The sequence below is a fragment of the Amycolatopsis sp. NPDC104775 genome (assembly GCF_055583325.1).
The window spans coordinates 1921115-1936156 of the sequence record NZ_JBVJOE010000001.1 but is presented as its reverse complement, the minus strand read 5'-3'; the positions used below and the strand labels follow the sequence as shown (position 1 = coordinate 1936156).

Here is a 15042-nt window from a genome sequence, read left to right as displayed (position 1 = left end):
CGAGCCCTCACGCGTTTCCGACAGAACGGGATGTCCCCTCCGATGACCGAGATCGAGGCCGAAGCCGTCCCCGACCGGGGCGTGCCGGCCGTCCAGCTGACCGGGATCACCAAACGGTTCCCCGGCGTGGTCGCGAACTCCGACGTCAACCTCACCGTCGCGGCGGGCGAAGTGCACGCGCTGTGCGGGGAGAACGGCGCGGGCAAGTCGACCCTGATGAAGATCCTGTACGGGATGCAGCAGCCCGACGAGGGCAGCATCTCCATCAACGGCGGCGAGGTGAAACTGCGCAATCCGCAGGACGCCATCCGCGCCGGGATCGGCATGGTGCACCAGCACTTCATGCTCGCCGACAACCTGACCGTCGCGGAAAACGTGTTCCTCGGCGCGGAGGCGCTGCACGGCATCGGCCGGGCGGCGCGGGCGCGCTTGGCGGAGCTGTCGAAGCGGACCGGGCTGCACGCGAAGCCGGACGCGCTGCTGGAGGAACTCGGCGTCGCCGACCGGCAGCGCGTCGAGATCGTCAAAGTCCTTTACCGCGGCGCGAAAATCATCATTCTCGACGAGCCGACCGCCGTGCTCGTGCCGCAGGAAGTGGACGCGCTGTTCGCCACCGTCCGCGAGATGCAGGCCGACGGGTACACCTTCCTCTTCATCTCGCACAAGCTCGACGAGGTGCGCGCGATCGCCGACACGGTCACCGTGATCCGGCGCGGCACCACGGTCGGCACCGCGGATCCGAAGAAGATCACCAGCCGTGAACTGGCCGAGATGATGGTCGGCTCGGAGCTGCCGAGCCCGGAGACGCGCGAGTCGACGGTGACCGACCGCGAGGTCCTGCGGGTGCACGAGCTGCGGCTGTCGGCCGAAGGGTCCGAGCGCAACGTGCTCGACCACATTTCCTTCACCGTGCACGCGGGCGAGGTGCTCGGCATCGCGGGCGTCGAGGGCAACGGCCAGACCGAACTGGTCGAGACGATCATGGGGATGCGCAAGGCGAGCGGCGGCCACATCGAGCTGACTCCGCCGGAGGGCGAGACGCGCGACCTGGTCAAAATGGGCACGCTGGCGCGGCGCGAGGCGGGCATCGGCTACATCGCCGAGGACCGCACGCGGCACAGCCTGCTGCTCACGCAGCCGTTGTGGGTCAACCGGATTCTCGGGTACCAGACGCGGGAACCGGTGTCCGGCGGCCAGTTGCTCAACATCGCGGGCGCGCGGGAGGACACCGAGCGGATCGTGCGCGAGTACGACGTCCGCACGCCCGGCATCGACGTCCCGGCCGCCGCGCTGTCCGGCGGGAACCAGCAGAAGCTGATCGTCGGCCGCGAGCTGTCCGGCGACCCGGTGCTGCTGATCGCTTCCCACCCGACGCGCGGGGTCGACGTCGGTGCGCAGGCGTTGATCTGGGAACAGATCCGCCAGGCCCGTGCCGACGGCCTCGCCGTACTGCTGATTTCCGCGGACCTCGACGAGCTGATCGGGCTGTCCGACACCATTCGCGTGATGCTGCGCGGGCGGCTCGTGAGCGAGGCGAACCCGGCCACCGTCACTCCGCAGGAACTCGGTTCCGCCATGACCGGAGCCGAAGAAGGTGAAGACTCATGAGTTCGTGGCGCACGCGGCTTTTGCCGCCTCTGCTCGCGATCGCGTTCGCGGTGATCCTGTCCGCGATCGCGCTCGTCATCTCCGGCGCCGACCCGTTGCAGGCGTACGGGACGATGATCGGCCAGCTGTTCAAGGGTTCCACCGCGGTCGACACGGTGAACCTCGCGACGGTGTACTACCTGTCCGGCCTTGCCGTTGCGATCGGGTTCCAGATGAACCTGTTCAACATCGGCGTCGAGGGCCAGTACCGGTTCGCCGCGGTGGTCGCCGCGATCATCGGCGGGGCACTGCAGCTGCCGCCGGTCATCCACACCATCGTGATCCTGCTGGTGGCCATTGTTTCCGGCGCGCTGTACGCGACGATCCCGGCGGTGCTCAAGGTGACCCGCGGCGTCAGCGAGGTCATCTCGACGATCATGCTGAACTCGATCGTCGCCGGCATCATCGCGTTCCTGATCAACGCCAACCAGTTCGGCGTGCAGACCGGCAACAACATCGGGACCAGGGTGATCGCGCCGTCCGGCCGGATCCCGGGCATCCCGCTCGGCTCGGGCACGCTGTTCGGGTTCGTGTTCATCGCGATCGTGATCGGCGGCGCGTACTGGTTCATGCTGAACCGCACCAGGTTCGGCTTCGAACTGAAGGCGAGCGGCGAGTCCGCGACGGCGGCGGCGGCCGGTGGCGTGAGCGCGAAGAAGATGACGCTCATCGCGATGCTGCTGTCCGGTGCGGTGGCCGGTCTGGTCGCCATGCCGGAACTGCTCGGCCGCGACTACAGCTACGGCATCACCGCGACCCAGATGTACGGCTTCACCGGCATCGCGGTCGCGCTGCTCGGCCGGAACCACCCCGGCGGCATCGCGTTCGGCGCGTTGCTGTGGGCGTTCCTGGACACCTCCGCGGTGTCGCTGGAGCAGATCAACGTGTCCAAGGAAATCGCGACGATCATGCAGGGCGTCATCGTGCTCTCGGTCGTCGTGGCGTACGAGATCGTGCGCCGGGCCGACCTCGCCGCGGAACAGCGCAGGGTGGGCAGGGCGCTCGCGGGCAACGGCCGCAAGGGCGCCTCGGTCTCGGAAGGCGGTGCGGTGTGACCACCACGACGGAGTTCTCCCGGCCGGGCCCGGAATCCGGGACGCCGATGCCGGTCAAGCGCAAGCGGCCGCGGATCCCCGGCTGGCTGCGCGGCGTGATCTGGGCCGTGGTCGCGATCGCGGTCATGTCGACCGCGTCGTACGCCACCGGTGTTTCGGCGCTGACGTCCAGCAACACCGCGTCGACCGCGCTGCGGCTGGCGTTGCCGATCCTGTTGTGTGCGCTGGGCGGTCTCTGGGCCGAGCGCGTGGGCGTGATCAACATCGGCCTCGAAGGCATGATGATCCTCGGCACCTGGGGCGCGGCCTGGGGTGCGTATTACGGCGGCGCGTGGGTCGGCCTGCTGGCCGCGATCGCGTTCGGCGCGCTGGGCGGGCTGCTGCACGCGGTGGCGACGGTGACGTTCAACGTCAACCACATCGTCTCCGGTGTCGCGATCAACCTGCTTGGGCTCGGCGTCGCGAAGTACTTGGCGAACCTCATTTTCGAGCCGCTGTCGGGCAACCCGCGCCAGTCGCCGCCGGTGCCGAAGTTCGACACCTACTCGGCGGCCGGGCTGTCGGACTGGCTGGGGTCGCTGGAAAACCAGCAGCGCGTCGGATTGTCCGATGTCGCGGGCATTCTGCGCGGGCTGGTGACCGGGGTCGCGCCGCTGACCATGATCGCGATCGTGCTGGTCCCGGTGAGCTACTGGGTTCTCTGGCGCACGCGGTTCGGCCTGCGGCTGCGTTCGTGCGGCGAGAACCCGGTCGCGGCGGAGTCGCTCGGCGTGAACGTGTACCGCTACAAGTACGTCGGCGTGCTGATTTCCGGTGGTTTCGCTGGCATGGGCGGTGCCTCGCTGGTGCTGCTCAAGGGCGGCGCGGACTACCTGGAGAACCAGACCAACGGCCGCGGGTACATCGGTCTGGCCGCGATGATTTTCGGCAACTGGCGACCGGGCGGACTGCTCGGCGGTGCGGCGCTGTTCGGGTACTCCGACGGTCTGCAGCTCGCCGGTGGCGGTGACGCGGTGCTGGCGTTGCTGTACGGCGCGGTGATTCTGCTGGCGATCATCGTGATCGTGCAGCTGATCCGGAAGCGCTGGATCGCGGCGGCTCTTGGCGTGATCGGCGCGGGGATTCTGTACGCGATCTACTGGACCAATGACACTCTGCCGAGCGACTTGATCCCGTACACCGCGCACTTCGTGACGCTGATCGTGCTAGCCGTTGCGTCGCAACGACTTCGGCCGCCCAAGGCGGATGGTGCGCAGTACCGGCGAGGTGAGGGCGACTGATGTCCGAAGTGGACTGGGAAGCTTTGCGCGCGGCTGCTGTCGTGGCCGCCTCGCACGCTTACGCGCCTTATTCCGGACTGCACGTCGGTGTCGCGGCCATTGTGGACGATGGTCGGCAGGTGACCGGGTGCAACGTCGAAAACGCTTCGTACGGCTTGGGTTTGTGCGCTGAGTGCACCATGGCCGGACAATTGCGACTGTCCGGCGGCGGCCGGTTGGTCGCGGTCGCTTGCCGCAGCGGCGCGGGTGACCTGCTGATGCCGTGCGGTCGTTGTCGGCAGATTCTCTTTGAACTCGGCGGATCCTCGTGCCTGGTCGACACTCCGCGCGGGGTGCTGCCGATGTCGGAGGTGCTGCCGGACGCGTTCGGGCCGGAGGATCTGCCATGACTTTCACCGCGGTAGACGTCATCCGGACCAAACGCGACGGCGGACGGCTGAGCGATGAACAGATCGACTGGGTCGTCGACGCCTATACCCACGGAGCGGTCGCGGAAGAGCAGATGGCCGCGCTGGCCATGGCGATTTTCTTGCGTGGCATGGACGACGGCGAGATCGCGCGCTGGACCGGCGCGATGATCGACTCGGGTTCGCGGTTGTCGCTGGACGTCGCGCGCCCGACTGTGGACAAGCACTCGACCGGCGGGGTCGGCGACAAGATCACCTTGCCGCTGGCTCCGCTGGTCGCCGCGTGCGGTGCCGCAGTACCTCAGCTGTCCGGTCGCGGCCTTGGCCACACCGGTGGGACGCTGGACAAGCTGGAGTCGATTCCCGGTTGGCGCGCGGCTTTGTCTCTGGACGAGATCGCGGCGCAGCTGAACTCCGTCGGCGCGGTGGTCTGCGCGGCGACCGAGGGGCTGGCTCCGGCGGACAAGAAGCTGTACGCGCTGCGGGATGTCACGTCGACCGTCGAGTCGGTGCCGTTGATCGCCAGCTCGATCATGAGCAAGAAGATCGCCGAGGGTGCTTCGGGGCTCGTGCTGGATGTGAAGGCTGGCTCCGGGGCCTTCATGAAGACCGTGCCCGAGGCGCAGTTGCTCGCGCGGACGCTCGTGGACATCGGAACCGCGCACGGGGTCGCTTGCACGGCGCTGATCACCGACATGAGCACGCCGCTCGGGCGGGCGGTCGGGAACGCGGTCGAGGTCGCGGAGGCAGTTGAGGTCCTTCGCGGCGGTGGCCCGGCGGACGTGGTCTCGTTGACGGTCGCCTTGGCTCGGGAAATGCTGGCGTTGGCGGGCATTTCCGTCGATCCGGCTGAGGTGCTGGCCTCTGGCGAGGCCTACGAGGTGTGGGCTCGGATGATCACTGCCCAGGGCGGGGATCCTTCAGCTGCCCTGCCGCAGCCTTCTTCGGTGCACGTCGTCCCGGCACCTGCTTCGGGGGTGCTGACGTCGCTGGACGCCTACGCGGTGGGCGTCGCGGCTTGGCGGCTCGGGGCTGGCCGGGCGCGGAAGGAAGATCCGGTGCAGGCCGCGGCGGGGATCTTGTGTCACGCGAAGCCTGGTGATCAGGTGGTGGCGGGGGAGCCGTTGCTGGAACTGCACACCGACACTCCGGACGCGATCCCGGCGGCTCTCGCGGCGCTGGAGGGCGGTTTCGAGGTGGGCGCGGAGGCGCCTGCTGCGACGGGGATCGTGCTGGACACTGTTCGGCCCTGAGAGAGTGTTTTGAAACCGCCGTGGTCCGTCGCTGAATCCGTGCGTTTGGCGGCAGCTTGCACGTAACCGCCCGGTGAACGCCGCGCCGCTATCACAGCCAACGCCGACCACACCACCGGGTTTCGAAACACCCTCTGAGGATTTGCCGCGACGGAGCCCCTGCCAGGTTGTCCACACCCTGGCTCAGTTGTGGAGTAGTCGGCCTCTGCGGGCTCGATGCGCCGGTTTCGTCGGGTAGGGCCGGTAGACTGGGCATGGGCAGCCCCCCGAGGAGGGCGGGGGTGGGCTCGGCCGCGGTTGGTGACTTGGAAACGACGAAGCCCCCGTCCAGATTCTCTGGGCGGGGGCTTCGGTCATTCAGCGCTCTCAGTCGGTCGACTCGTCCGCGTCGCCGCCGGCCTTGGCCTTCGCGTCCGCGGCCTTGGGCGCGCGTCCGTTGCGGGAGCTGCGGCGCGGCTGGCGCGGGGCGGGCGGCGGCGGGGCGATCTGCTGCACCGCGGGGCCACCGCCCAGCATCAGTTCCGCGAAGGTCGCCATCGCCTCGTCCAGCTGGCCGCCGATGCGGCGGACCGATTCGTCGTTGCTGCGGCGCACCAGCGAGTCGACCTCGTCGGTGTCCGGCTGCTTCGCCAGCGTGCCCTCGACCTTCGACAGGCCGCTGCGGACCGAGCCGTCCAGGTCGCCGATGCGGCCGGTGACGTCGTCCTCGACCTTGTCGATGCGGGTGGACAGGTCGTCGAGACGCTGGGTGATCGTTTCGAGCTTCGTGCCCACCGAGTCCAGCCGCGCGGCCGGGTCGATCATCTCGCCGGTGTCGGAGACCGCGCTCTTGACGGCGTCGGTCGCGGTGGCGATGCGTTCCTTCGTCGCGCGGTCCAGCTCGTCCACGCGGGAGCGCAGTTCCTGGTCGGTGGTCTCGATCCGCTCGCGCAGCGACGCCTCGGCCATCTCGATCCGGTCGCGGATCGGGCCCTGCGTCGCCTGCGGCAGCGACTCCAGCTTCGCGTCCTGCTTGTCCAGGTGCCCGCCCAGCTCGTCGAGCCTGCGGTGGATGTTCTGCAGCTTGTCCTCGAGCCCGTCCATCCGGCCCGCGACGCCCTCGAACCGTGCCGCCACGCCGTCGAGGCGTCCGTCGAGCTGGGCGAAGGGCTTCGCCAGCTTGTCGACGATGCTCTCCACCGCGTGCGTGAGCGCGGCGATCGCGTTGTCCTGCGATTCCAGCCGCGTCATCGCCTCGTCGAGGCGTTCCGCCAGCACCCCGACCTCGGTCCGGTCCGGCAGTTCCGACAGCCGCTTGCGCACCGCGCCGAGGGAGTCCACCGGGGCGAGCCGGGCGTAGATGTCGTCGAGCGCGTCGAAGATCTGCTGCTGCTCGCTCTCACGAACCTCGGCCGCGCGCACCAGCATGTTGCGCATCCGGTCGAACGACGGTGCGGCAATGTGGTTGTCAGTGGTCACTGCGGTGTCCTTCGTCGGCGGGGAAAATGGAAGGGACTGACCCGAGCTTATCGATGAAGAAAATTGCTGTGCGTATGGCCCCCGGGGAACGCGGATAAGGGGCGCGCCACCCGGATGGCCGATTCCTTGCGCACAGTGCTGAGCAGAGGGTTGTTCCGGTGCTCTCGGTTACGGCCAGGTAGGGGAATGACAGCGAGGCTACCGTTGGAGCATGTCGGACGTAACCCCGTTGAGCGCGGAGATCCTGCGCCGTGCCCCCAAGGTCCTGCTCCACGATCACCTCGACGGCGGCTTGCGCCCGGGGACGGTCGCCGAACTCGCCGAGGATCTCGGCTACCGGGAACTTCCCGCGACGGATCCGGACGAGCTGGGCCGCTGGTTCCGCGCGGCGGCCGACTCCGGTTCGCTCGTGTCGTACCTCGAAACATTCGCCCATACGTGTGGCGTCATGCAAACGGAGGAAGCGCTGGTCAGGGTTGCCGCCGAAGCGGTCGAAGACCTGGCCGCGGACGGGGTGGTCTACGCCGAGCTGCGGTACGCGCCAGAGCTGTTCGTGGAACGCGGCCTGTCACTCGATGCAGTGGTCGAGGCGGTCCAGGAAGGCTTCGCCGAGGGGACGCGGAGGGTAGCCGCGGGCGGCGGCCGGATCCGGGTGCGGACGCTGTTGTGCGGGATGCGCCAGCACGCCCGCGCGCTCGAGATCGCCGAGCTCGCGGTGCGCTACCGCGACGCCGGGGTCGCCGGATTCGACATCGCCGGACCGGAGGACGGATTCCCGCCCACCCGCAATCTGGACGCATTCGACTATTTGCGCCGGAACAATGCGCATTTCACTATTCATGCCGGCGAAGCGTTCGGGCTTCCGTCGATCGGCGAGGCAATCCAGTACTGCGGTGCGGAACGGCTCGGGCACGGCGTCCGGATCATCGACGACATCACCACCGGAGCCGACGGAAATGTCCACCTTGGACGGTTGGCCGCCTACGTAAGGGACCGGCGGATCCCGCTGGAGATCTGCCCGTCGTCGAATGTCCAGACCGGAACCGTGCCGTCGCTGGCCGAACATCCCATCGGCCTGCTCGCCCGGCTGCGCTTCCGCGTCACCGTCAACACCGACAACCGGCTGATGAGCGGCTGCACGATGACCAGTGAATTCGCCGCGCTGGCCGAGACGTTCGGCTTCGGCCTCGACGACTTCCGCTGGTTCACCATCAACGCGATGAAATCCGCGTTCCTCGATTTCGACGAGCGGCTCGAGCTGATCGAGAAGGTCGTCAAACCCGGGTACGCGGCGCTCGGCTGAATCCCGGCGCTCCGGACGCGGCTGCCCCGAAAGGCGGTTGCGTTCGTTAGCCATGCCAACTAACGTTCACCATGTAAGACGTGCTTCTCAAATAATGAGACGGTGGGCGGAATGGCGCAGGTAGAGGCCGGGGAGCAGGTGCGGCAACAAGGCAGTTCGCGACGGTGGCTGATCCTCGCGCTCGGTCTTGCCGCGCAGACCGCCAGCTGCTCGTTCCTTTACGGGCTCCCGTTTCTCGTGCCCGCCATGCGCGAGGCCGACCAGCTGACGCTGGCGCAGGCGGGCACGGTGGTCGCGGCCCCGAGCATCGGCCTGCTGCTGACGCTCATCGCCTGGGGCGCGGCTGCGGACCGTTACGGCGAGCGCCTCATCATGGCGCTGGGCTTGGGCGTATCGGGGCTACTCCTCGTGTATGCCGCCCTCTGGCACCACCCGGTCGGTCTTCTCTTTGGGGTGTTTCTGGTCGCCGGTGCGTGCACGGCCTCGGTGAACGCGGCGAGCGGCCGGGTCGTGATGGGCTGGTTCGCCAAATCCGAGCGCGGCGTCGCGATGGGTATCCGGCAGACGGCGCAGCCGCTCGGCGTCGGAGTGGCCGCGCTCGGGCTGCCGCCGCTGGCCGCGCAGTGGGGATTCCAGGCGGCGATGCTGCTTCCGGCCGCGCTGGCGATCTTGGTGGCGCTGTTGGTCGCGGCGTTCGTCGTGGATCCGCCGCGGCCGCCTCGGCCGGCGAAGGGGGAGCGGCCGCCGTCGCCGTACCGCAAGCCGTGGCTGTGGCGAGTACACGGCGCGAGCGCGCTGTTGGTGGTGCCGCAGTTCGCGGTGTCCGCGTTCGCGCCCGTCTACCTGGTGTCACAGCATCAATGGACCGCCGCGCAGGCCGGGGTGTTCGTCGCGGCGGCTCAGGTGCTTGGCGCGCTCGGACGGCTGGCGTCCGGGTACTGGTCGGACCGGGTCGGCAGCCGGTTGCGGCCGATGCGGCAGCTCGCCGTCGCGAGCGTCGTCGTGATGCTGCTGGTCGCGGTCGGGGACGCGACCTGGCTGTGGCTGGTGCTGGCCGCGCTGGTGCTGGCGGCGGTGATCACGGTGGCGGACAACGGTCTTGGCTTCACCGCGTCGGCCGAGCTGGCAGGCGTCGCGTGGTCGGGGCGGGCGATGGGAACGCAGAACACTGCGCAGAACATCGCCGCGTCGCTGACGCCTCCGTTGCTGGGCTTGGTGATCGGGGACGGCCGCTACGCGCTGGCGTATTGCGTGGCGGCGGTTTTCCCGCTGCTGGCAATAGGGTTGGTGCCGGTGCGGGCGGAGTCCGAAAAGGACTAAGCGCGCAAGCCGTCGAGAAAGAACGCCAAGTGCCGTCGCCAGGTTTCGGGTGATTCGCGGATCAGCTGCGACATCGCGGAGACCAGCGGGGCGAGATCCGCGGGCTCGAAATCAGTGCGCAGCTGACCGGATTCCTTCGCTCGGCCGATAATCCGCGCGGCGTGCTCGAAACCGGCGCGGCACGCGTCTAGCACGGCGGGGCTCAGCGGCATCCGTCGAGCGAGAGCGTCGCTGAGGCCGTGATCCTTGGCCTGCAACGAGAACAGCCCGTCCAGGAATCCAGTGAAACCCTGCCATGGGTCGGGCTCCGCCAGCGCCTTCGCTGCCAGCTCGTCCAGCGCGGCGATTTGCGCGGGCAGGATCGCGTCGATGAAGGCGTCCCGGGTCGGGAAGTGCGCGTACAGCGTGCCGATGCTGACCCCGGCGCTGCGGGCGATCTGCTCCAGCGGGGTGTCGAGGCCGTGCTCGCCGAACGCGCGCGTCGCGGCGGCCAGCAGCTTGTCGCGATTGCGGGCGGCGTCCGCGCGCAACGGCTTCGATCCGGTGGCCATGGGTCCCATCGTACAAAGTCGAGGGTGTCCTCGGCTTTTGTGGTAGCTTGGCGGTCGAAGTCGAGGGCACCCTCGATTTGTCTCTGGGGAAGGAAGCCAAGCCATGACCACTCGCCCGACCGCTGTCGTGCTCGGAGTCGGACCCGGCCTCGGAATGTCGATGGCGCGCCGGTTCGCCGACGAGGGCTACCGCGTCGCGCTCGTTTCGCGTACCGCTGAGCGGCACCCGAGCTATCTGGCTGAACTCGAAAACGCCGAAGCGTTCGTCGGTGATGTCCGCAAGGGGATCGGGGCGACGCTTGACGAAATCACCGAACGGTTCGGCGGTATCGACCTCGCCTACTACGGCCCGGCGGCGATCGAGCCGGACAGCATGCCCACGGACATCGCCGAAACGACCGCGGCGGCCGTCGAGAAGGCGATGAGCTGGGTGTATCCGGCGGTCGAGGTGGTCGGCAAGCTGCTGCCGGGCATGCTGGAGCGCGGCCGCGGCGGATTCCTGTTCGCCGGCGGGCTCAGCGCGGTGCGGCCGATGCCCGCGCTCGGCGCGCTGGCGGTGTCGTCAGCGGCGCTGCGGAACTACGCGCGGACCCTGCACGAGGGGCTGGCCGGAACCGGTGTGTACGCGGGAAGCCTCATCATCGGCGGGCTGATCGAACGCGGCGACATTCACCGGATGGTCGTCGCACAGCGGGAAAAATACGGCGACGCCGGCGGTCACACCCTGGATCCGGATGCGATCGCCGGCGTCGCCTGGAAGATGTTCTCCGCGGGTGACCCGGCCGAGAGCGTGTTCGACGCCCTCTAGCAGGTTCAGACCACTGTGAGGCGGTTCTCGAAGTCCTCCACCAGCTTGCGCCACGCGCTCTGCTCGGCGTCGAACGGAGCGCTCGGCTCGAGCCGGCTCGGGTCCGGCCGCAGCACGAACGACACCAGCCAGCCGAGGCTTTCGTTGGCCGCCAGCGCGGTCTCGACGGTGTCGTCGCCCGCCCATTCGGCGGCGTCGGTGATCAGCTCGACCGCCAGCTCCAGCTGGTTCGGGTCGATCGACTCCGGGCCCTCGGCGATGTCCTCGTCGAGGCCGGGGAACACGTAGGTGTTCTCGGGGTCGACCTCGATCTCCAGCTCGCCCGCCGCGGCCTTCTCGCGCACCTCGTCCCAAGTGGACACCCCGGCGAGGTCGGTGTCGGCGAGCTCGTCGCCCTCCTTGATCGCCTTGAGCAGCGCCTTCGGCGAGCTGAACACGTCGATCTCGCCCTCGTTGCCGAGGAACACCGGCTTGTCGTCGAGGTAGCAGCGCAGCGTGTAGTACTCCGCGCCGGAGGTGACGATCTTGATCGGGTCGATGCCGACCTCGCCCCAGAAGCCGACCGGCTCGTCCTCGGCGTCCTCGTCCTCGGTGTCGACCGCTTCGAGGTCCTCCGGGCCGCCGTCCTCTTCCCCGGCCTCCGCCTCGGCGGACTCCTCGTGGAAGGCGGCCAGCTCTTCGGCGGTCTGCTCCAGCACCGCGGCGTCGACGTCCGGCACCGTCACCAGGTTGTCGATCGCGTCGAGCACGGTGTCCCACTTCTCGGAGACGGCCTTCGACAGGTCGTTCCACAGCGCTTCGCCCTCGCGCCCGGTGAACGGCAGCCGGCCCTGCTCCAGCAGCGAGAAGCCCTCGTAGGCGTCGAGCACCTCGTGCACCTCGTCCAGCTCGCACACGTCGGCGAGCGAACGCACGATGCCGACGATCTCGGCCAGCTCGCCGATCGTCCACGAGTCCGGCTCTTCGGCGACCAGCTCGGGCACGCCGACGAGGTCGTAGGAGTGGTCGTCGTCGGGGATCAGCTCGGGCACGTTCAGCGCGGGCACCGCGTCCCACGCCGGGTGGTCGAGCAGGTCGTGCTGCTCGGACGTGCGCACGAAAGCGGCCAGGTGGGCGGCGTCCGGGAAGGCGTACAGGTCGTCCTCGTCGCCGAGGAACGCTTCCCACTCCTCGCCGTCCTCCCGCCACCGCGGGGCCCAGAGGGTGACCACGTCGCCCTGCGGCAGCCCGAGCTCGATCGGGATGATGTCCTGTGCCATTGCCGAATCCTCCGCGAGTACCGCCCGTGTGCGCGCCCGCCTTTCCGTTCCCCTCCGGCAGCGCGCGGTACCGGAAGCCTACGGGTTAGGGCAAGCACCCGCGATCTCCCCTGCACCTGCGGGCGGGGCCGGGATGGCACGATAGGTGCCGCGATGACTCTTACTGACCTCCTGCCAGCGGATCCCGACGCAGATGCCCTGTTCGAAGCCTTCACGATGTGGACGGCGGAGCGGGGCATCGAGTTGTACCCGGCGCAGGAGGAGGCGGTGATCGAGGTCGTCTCCGGGGCCAACGTCATCCTGTCGACGCCGACCGGATCCGGCAAAAGCCTCGTGGCGGTCGGCGCCCACTTCACCGCGCTCGCGCACGGCAAACGCAGTTTTTACACCGCGCCGATCAAAGCGCTGGTTTCGGAGAAGTTCTTCCAGCTCATCGAGATCTTCGGGGCCGATCAGGTCGGCATGATGACCGGAGATTCGAGCGTCAACGCCGACGCGCCGATCATCTGCTGCACCGCGGAAATCTTGGCGAACATCGCGTTGCGCGACGGCGCCGACGCCCCGGTCGGCCAAGTCGTCGCCGACGAGTTCCACTTCTATTCCGAGCCCGACCGCGGCTGGGCGTGGCAGGTCCCGCTGATCGAGCTGCCGAACGCGCAGTTCGTCCTCATGTCGGCCACGCTCGGCGACGTTTCGTTCTTCGAAAAGGACCTGACCCGGCGGACCGGACGGCCGACCGCGGTGGTCACTTCGGCGCAGCGGCCGGTGCCGCTCACCTTCCGCTACGCGCTCACGCCGCTGCACGAGACGATGTCCGAGCTGCTCAACGGCGGCCAGGCACCGGTGTATGTGGTGCATTTCTCGCAGGCGGCGGCCATCGAACGGGCGCAGACGCTGATGAGCATCAACGTCACGACTCGCGCCGAGAAAGACGCGATCGCCGACCTGCTCGGCGACTTCCGGTTTTCCGCCGGGTTCGGCAAGACGCTCTCGCGGCTCGTGCGGCACGGCATCGGCGTGCACCACGCGGGCATGCTGCCGAAGTACCGCCGCCTGGTCGAAACGCTCGCGCAGTCCGGGCTGCTGAAAGTGATCTGCGGGACGGACACGCTCGGCGTCGGCATCAACGTGCCGATCCGGACCGTGGTGTTCTCGGCGCTGACGAAATACGACGGCGTGCGGCAGCGGCATTTGAAGGCGCGCGAGTTCCACCAGATCGCCGGACGCGCGGGCCGGGCCGGGTACGACACCGATGGGTACGTGGTCGTGCAGGCCCCGGATCACGTGGTGGAGAACGCGAAGGCGCTGGAGAAGGCGGGCGACGACCCGAAGAAGAAAAAGAAGATCGTCCGGAAGAAAGCGCCGGAGGGTTTCGTCAACTGGACCGAAAGCACGTTCGACCGGCTGATCGCGGCCGACCCGGAGCCGCTCACGTCCAGCTTCCAGGTCAGCCACTCGATGCTGCTGAACGTGATTTCCCGGCCGGGCAACGCTTTCGACGCGATGCGGCATCTGCTGGAAGACAACCATTCGGACCGTCCGACACAGCGGAAGCTGATCCTGCGGGCGATCGAAATCTACCGTTCGCTGCTCGCCGCGGGCGTGGTGGAAAAGCTGCCCGAACCGGATGCCGAGGGCCGCATTGTTCGCCTCACGGTGGACCTCCAGTTCGATTTCGCGTTGAATCAGCCGCTTTCGCCGTTCGCGCTGGCGGCCATCGAACTGCTGGACATCGAGTCGCCGTCGTACGCGCTGGACGTAGTGTCCATTGTGGAATCCACAGTAGACAATCCGCGGCCAGTGCTGTCGCAGCAGCAGTTCAAGGCTCGCGGCGAAGCCGTGCAAGCGATGAAGGCCGACGGCATCGAGTACGACGAACGGATGGAGCTTCTCGAATCCGTCACGTACCCGAAACCGTTGGAGGAACTGCTCAACGCGGCGTATCAGTCGTATCGCGCGGGACATCCGTGGGTGGCGGATTACGAGCTCTCGCCCAAGTCGGTCGTGCGCGATATGTACGAGCGCGCGATGAACTTCGTGGAATACGTGGGCTTCTATCAGCTCGCGCGTTCTGAGGGACTGGTGCTGCGCTACCTCGCCGACACCTACGACGCGTTGCGCCACACCGTGCCGGACGAGGCGAAAACCGAGGCGCTGCAGGACCTCATCGAATGGCTCGGCGAACTGGTGCGCCAGGTCGACTCGAGTCTGCTGGACGAGTGGGAAGCCCTGCGGCATCCGGACGAGGAAGGCCCGGTGTCGCACCGGCCGCCGCCCGAGCCGCCCGCGGTTACGCGCAACGAGCGGGCGTTCCGGGTGCTGGTGCGCAACGAGCTGTTCCGCCGGGTGGAGCTGGCTTCGCGCCGGGCGTGCGACGAACTGGGCGCACTGGACGCCGCCGCCGGCTGGGACGCGGACGCGTGGGAAGACGCGATCGAGGACTACTTCGACGAACACGATTCCCTCGGCATCGGCCCGGACGCGCGGGGCCCGGCTTTGCTGCTGATCGAGCAGGAGCCGGACGTGTGGCGGGTCCGGCAGATCTTCGACGACCCGGCTGGCGACCATGACTGGGGGATCAGCGCGGAGGTCGATTTGCGCGCTTCGGACGAGGTGGGCAGCGCGGTGGTGCGGATCGTGGACGTCAACCAGCTCTGAGCGGTCCGGGCTTGGGGCCGTCGGACGAGCAGACAAGGACAGT

The 15042-nt window shown here is 68.3% G+C and carries 12 protein-coding genes; 9 read left to right on the top strand and 3 right to left on the bottom strand.

Features of this window, described 5'->3' with window-relative positions; genetic code table 11:
• The first annotated feature begins 42 nt into the window (after positions 1–42).
• The 5 genes from ACZ63D_RS08670 to ACZ63D_RS08650 are packed head-to-tail and all read left to right on the top strand — an operon-like array spanning position 43 to position 5642.
• The gene (locus ACZ63D_RS08670; RefSeq protein ID WP_465353632.1) at positions 43–1608 is read left to right on the top strand and encodes an ABC transporter ATP-binding protein; all 1566 of its coding nucleotides are present in this window, start codon (positions 43–45) and stop codon (positions 1606–1608) included.
• Positions 1605–2702 (top strand): ABC transporter permease, encoded by a 1098-nt coding sequence (locus ACZ63D_RS08665; protein WP_465353631.1) that lies wholly within the window; start codon positions 1605–1607, stop codon positions 2700–2702. The genes ACZ63D_RS08670 and ACZ63D_RS08665 overlap by 4 nt, the downstream gene beginning before the upstream one ends.
• A gap of 47 nt (positions 2703–2749) precedes the next feature.
• Positions 2750–3982 carry an ABC transporter permease gene (locus ACZ63D_RS08660; protein WP_465353733.1) on the top strand — a complete coding sequence of 411 codons (1233 nt, stop codon included), beginning with the start codon at positions 2750–2752 and terminating at the stop codon, positions 3980–3982.
• The gene (locus tag ACZ63D_RS08655) at positions 3982–4371 is read left to right on the top strand and encodes a cytidine deaminase (protein ID WP_465353630.1); all 390 of its coding nucleotides are present in this window, start codon (positions 3982–3984) and stop codon (positions 4369–4371) included. Before ACZ63D_RS08660 ends, ACZ63D_RS08655 begins: the two co-directional genes overlap by 1 nt.
• A complete protein-coding gene (locus tag ACZ63D_RS08650) occupies positions 4368–5642 on the top strand; it encodes a thymidine phosphorylase (protein WP_465353629.1) in 1275 nt (424 codons plus the stop codon). The genes ACZ63D_RS08655 and ACZ63D_RS08650 overlap by 4 nt, the downstream gene beginning before the upstream one ends.
• Positions 5643–6008: 366 nt before the next feature.
• Here ACZ63D_RS08650 and ACZ63D_RS08645 read toward each other — a convergent pair whose 3' ends face one another.
• Positions 6009–7100, bottom strand: a complete 1092-nt coding sequence (locus ACZ63D_RS08645) for a PA containing protein (protein WP_465353628.1) — start codon at positions 7098–7100, stop codon at positions 6009–6011.
• Positions 7101–7311: 211 nt separating this feature from the next.
• Here ACZ63D_RS08645 and ACZ63D_RS08640 point away from each other — a divergent pair, with 211 nt between their 5' ends.
• On the top strand, positions 7312–8403 hold the full coding sequence (locus ACZ63D_RS08640; RefSeq protein ID WP_465353627.1) for an adenosine deaminase: 1092 nt from the start codon (positions 7312–7314) through the stop codon (positions 8401–8403).
• Positions 8404–8514: 111 nt separating this feature from the next.
• Positions 8515–9723 (top strand): MFS transporter, encoded by a 1209-nt coding sequence (locus tag ACZ63D_RS08635; protein WP_465353626.1) that lies wholly within the window; start codon positions 8515–8517, stop codon positions 9721–9723.
• Here the strand turns inward: ACZ63D_RS08635 and ACZ63D_RS08630 are convergent.
• On the bottom strand, positions 9720–10274 hold the full coding sequence (locus ACZ63D_RS08630; RefSeq protein ID WP_465353625.1) for a TetR/AcrR family transcriptional regulator: 555 nt from the start codon (positions 10272–10274) through the stop codon (positions 9720–9722). The two genes, ACZ63D_RS08635 and ACZ63D_RS08630, sit on opposite strands and share 4 nt — an antisense overlap.
• 103 nt (positions 10275–10377) lie before the next feature.
• On the opposite strand from ACZ63D_RS08630, the gene ACZ63D_RS08625 reads away from it, so the two are divergent.
• Positions 10378–11082 (top strand): SDR family NAD(P)-dependent oxidoreductase, encoded by a 705-nt coding sequence (locus ACZ63D_RS08625; protein ID WP_465353624.1) that lies wholly within the window; start codon positions 10378–10380, stop codon positions 11080–11082.
• 5 nt (positions 11083–11087) lie between these two features.
• Here the strand turns inward: ACZ63D_RS08625 and ACZ63D_RS08620 are convergent, their stop codons facing one another.
• A complete protein-coding gene (locus tag ACZ63D_RS08620; RefSeq protein WP_465353623.1) occupies positions 11088–12341 on the bottom strand; it encodes a primosomal protein in 1254 nt (417 codons plus the stop codon).
• Positions 12342–12494: 153 nt separating this feature from the next.
• Here ACZ63D_RS08620 and ACZ63D_RS08615 point away from each other — a divergent pair, with 153 nt between their 5' ends.
• Entirely contained in the window at positions 12495–14999 is a 2505-nt protein-coding gene (locus ACZ63D_RS08615; protein ID WP_465353622.1) for a DEAD/DEAH box helicase, read from the top strand.
• The last annotated feature ends 43 nt before the right edge of the window (positions 15000–15042 follow it).

What these genes read in the sequence shown, in the direction of transcription:
- ACZ63D_RS08670 (WP_465353632.1), top strand. Translation starts at nt 43, where the DNA reads ATGACCGAGATCGAGGCCGAAGCCGTCCCCGACCGGGGCGTGCCGGCC.
- ACZ63D_RS08665 (WP_465353631.1), top strand. Translation starts at nt 1,605, where the DNA reads ATGAGTTCGTGGCGCACGCGGCTTTTGCCGCCTCTGCTCGCGATCGCG.
- ACZ63D_RS08660 (WP_465353733.1), top strand. Translation starts at nt 2,750, where the DNA reads ATGCCGGTCAAGCGCAAGCGGCCGCGGATCCCCGGCTGGCTGCGCGGC.
- ACZ63D_RS08655 (WP_465353630.1), top strand. Translation starts at nt 3,982, where the DNA reads ATGTCCGAAGTGGACTGGGAAGCTTTGCGCGCGGCTGCTGTCGTGGCC.
- ACZ63D_RS08650 (WP_465353629.1), top strand. Translation starts at nt 4,368, where the DNA reads ATGACTTTCACCGCGGTAGACGTCATCCGGACCAAACGCGACGGCGGA.
- ACZ63D_RS08640 (WP_465353627.1), top strand. Translation starts at nt 7,312, where the DNA reads ATGTCGGACGTAACCCCGTTGAGCGCGGAGATCCTGCGCCGTGCCCCC.
- ACZ63D_RS08635 (WP_465353626.1), top strand. Translation starts at nt 8,515, where the DNA reads ATGGCGCAGGTAGAGGCCGGGGAGCAGGTGCGGCAACAAGGCAGTTCG.
- ACZ63D_RS08630 (WP_465353625.1), bottom strand. Translation starts at nt 10,274, where the DNA reads ATGGCCACCGGATCGAAGCCGTTGCGCGCGGACGCCGCCCGCAATCGC.
- ACZ63D_RS08625 (WP_465353624.1), top strand. Translation starts at nt 10,378, where the DNA reads ATGACCACTCGCCCGACCGCTGTCGTGCTCGGAGTCGGACCCGGCCTC.
- ACZ63D_RS08620 (WP_465353623.1), bottom strand. Translation starts at nt 12,341, where the DNA reads ATGGCACAGGACATCATCCCGATCGAGCTCGGGCTGCCGCAGGGCGAC.
- ACZ63D_RS08615 (WP_465353622.1), top strand. Translation starts at nt 12,495, where the DNA reads ATGACTCTTACTGACCTCCTGCCAGCGGATCCCGACGCAGATGCCCTG.